Origin of the sequence: Streptomyces ossamyceticus, from assembly GCF_001418475.1 — a bacterium.
Taxonomy (GTDB): Bacteria; Actinomycetota; Actinomycetes; order Streptomycetales; family Streptomycetaceae; genus Streptomyces; species Streptomyces ossamyceticus.
Window position 1 is genome coordinate 1 of sequence record NZ_LIQX01000198.1, and the last position, 2,417, is coordinate 2,417.

The 2,417-nt window shown below is 71.9% G+C and carries 4 protein-coding genes; 1 reads left to right on the forward strand and 3 read right to left on the reverse strand.

Going from position 1 to position 2,417, the window contains the following annotated elements; translation table 11 throughout:
* Positions 1–28: 28 nt before the first annotated feature.
* Positions 29–547 (reverse strand): gluconokinase, encoded by a 519-nt coding sequence (locus tag AOK15_RS16150; protein WP_205632143.1) that lies wholly within the window; start codon positions 545–547, stop codon positions 29–31.
* 143 nt (positions 548–690) lie between these two features.
* Here AOK15_RS16150 and AOK15_RS16155 point away from each other — a divergent pair, with 143 nt between their 5' ends.
* A complete protein-coding gene (locus tag AOK15_RS16155) occupies positions 691–1,392 on the forward strand; it encodes a FadR/GntR family transcriptional regulator (RefSeq protein ID WP_055517301.1) in 702 nt (233 codons plus the stop codon).
* A 9-nt stretch (positions 1,393–1,401) separates the two neighbouring features.
* On the opposite strand, the gene AOK15_RS16160 is transcribed toward AOK15_RS16155, so the two are convergent.
* Together AOK15_RS16160 and AOK15_RS16165 are read right to left on the reverse strand one after the other, a co-directional pair.
* Positions 1,402–1,929 carry a hypothetical protein gene (locus tag AOK15_RS16160; protein WP_055517303.1) on the reverse strand — a complete coding sequence of 176 codons (528 nt, stop codon included), beginning with the start codon at positions 1,927–1,929 and terminating at the stop codon, positions 1,402–1,404.
* Complete coding sequence (locus tag AOK15_RS16165) at positions 1,926–2,390, reverse strand: YchJ family protein (RefSeq protein ID WP_157870262.1); 465 nt, start codon at positions 2,388–2,390, stop codon at positions 1,926–1,928. Before AOK15_RS16165 ends, AOK15_RS16160 begins: the two co-directional genes overlap by 4 nt.
* Positions 2,391–2,417 lie beyond the last annotated feature (27 nt).

The window sequence follows — 2,417 nt, forward strand, 5'->3', positions numbered from 1 at the left end:
GGGAAGGGGGGCCGGGGAGACGGGTCGGTCACGACGCCGGGTCGAGCCCCGCTCGCAGCGCGGCGACCGCCCGTCCGGTGATCTCCTCGGGGTCGCCCGAGACGTCGACCTCGACACCCGCCTCGTCCGCCCCCAGCGGTTGCAGCGTGGCGAACTGCGAGTCGAGCAGCGCGGTCGGCATGAAGTGCCCCTGCCGGTGCGCCATACGGTCCTCGATCAGCGCCCGGTCACCAGCGAGGTGCACGAACACCAGACCGGGCGCGGTGGACCGCAGCCGGTCCCGATAGGCCCGCTTCAGCGCCGAGCAGCTGACCACCCCGCCGAGCCCGGCCCGGCCGCGCGCCCAGGCGCCGATGGCGTCCAGCCACGGCCACCGGTCCGCGTCGTCCAGCGGTGTCCCGGCCGACATCTTCGCGATGTTGGCCTCGGGGTGGAAGTCGTCGCCCTCGGCGTACGGAACGCCGAGCCGGGTCGCGAGCAGGGGACCGATCGTCGTCTTGCCGGTCCCCGCCACGCCCATCACCACGACGACGGGAAGGGTGCGCATCGCTACCTCGCTGTCCTCGTCGACATCTGGGACGTCGGTCGACGTCGACGACACTGAAGCCCATTAGGTACGACTAATTCAAGCCCTTGCGTCAAATAAACCTGACTTTTTCCAAGCCCTCTTCGCCTCGTACCCTGATCCCCATGACCACACCGGGCCGGGGGCTGCACGGCCGAGTACTGGACACGCTCGGCCCGGCGATCACGGCGGGTGAGTACCCGCCGGGCAGCGTCCTGCGCACCGATGAACTCGCCCAGCGGTTCGAGGTGTCGCGTTCCGTGATGCGGGAGGCGGTGCGGGTGCTGGAGTCGATGCACCTGGTCGAGTCCCGCCGCCGGGTGGGGGTGACCGTCCGCCCGGCCGCCGCCTGGAACGTCTACGACCCGCAGGTCATCCGCTGGCGTCTCGCGGGCGCCGACCGCCCCCGCCAGTTGCGTTCGCTGACCGTCCTGCGCTCGGCGGTCGAGCCGGTCGCCGCGGCCCTTGCCGCGACCCACGCCACCGCCGAGCAGTGTGCCGCGATCACCGAGTGCGCGATCGGCATGGTCGCCCACTCACGCGGACACAAACTGGAGGGCTACCTCCTCCACGACGTCGCCTTCCACCGGCTGATCCTCACCGCCTCCGGCAACGAGATGTTCGCCCGCCTCGGCGACGTCGTCGAGGAGGTCCTCGCGGGCCGTACCCACCACGAGGTCATGTTCGACGACCCGGACCCCGCCGCCGTCACTCTCCACGTCCAGGTCGCCGAGGCCATCCGCGAGGGCGACGCCACCCGCGCCGAACACCTCACCCGCGAGATCACCGAGGGCGCCCTGAAGGAACTCGACATACTGGCCCCTTGAGGCCCGCGGCTACAGCTCCGGCAACGGGTCACCGACGCCGGGGGAGTGTCGTTCCTCCAGCCAGTACAGGTAGACGCGGAGATCGTCCGCGAGCCCGCCGGCGATGTAGGCCTCGAAGTCCCGCACGGCCAGGGCGATTCCCTGCCCCGACCCGGCGTCGAACTCGTCCCACTCGCTCCTCCGGCCGGCCAGGTACTCCGTGACCCGCCCCCGATCACGCCACCACTGCCGCACGAGGCCCGGCGTCCACCAGGCGTCCCCGTCACAGCCGTATCCGGCGAACGGGTCGCTCTCGGCTGCCTCGACCAGCCGGGCCGTCTCCGCGACCGTCCTCGGCTGACGGAAGACGTACTCGGTGGCGTGGTCGCCCCCGTAGAGCACGTGGCCGGGTGCGTGCAGCCGCCCGGTCCAGCACGTGTCGGTGTCCCCGCCGTACAGCGGCCCCGGCACGTTCAGCCACAGCCGGTCGTCCCACTGTCCCTTGAACGAGTCGCGGTGGTCACCGATCACGCTCAGCGGGTCGAAGTACCGGGTCATGACTCCAGGAACTCCCCGTCCACGTACACCCACGCCCCGGCCACCCGCTCGAAGCGGCTGCGTTCGTGCAGGGCGCCGCCGTGGAACGAGGCGCGGAAGGTGACCGTGCCGGTGGTGTGGAACGCCGAACCCTCGCTCGTGCCCAGGATCTCCAGGCCGGTCCAGCGCATGCCCGGGTCGAGGTCGAGGTGCGCCGGACGTGTGCGCGGATGCCAGGTCCGCAGGAGGTACGCCTCGTCCTCGACGACGAAGGCGCTGTACCGGGACCGCATCAGGGCCTCGGCGGTCGCGGCGCCGGCCGGCCCGGCGTGGAAACGGCCGCAGCAGTCCGCGTACGTGCCCGGAAGACCGCACGGGCACGGACCGGCCGCCCTCGACGGCACCCCGCCGGGAGCCGAGGAACTGGCGGCGGACCGGGACGAGGGCTTCGAACGGCCCTTGGGGCTGCGACGCGACGACATGACCGCCATTCTGCCCGCCCCCGGCAC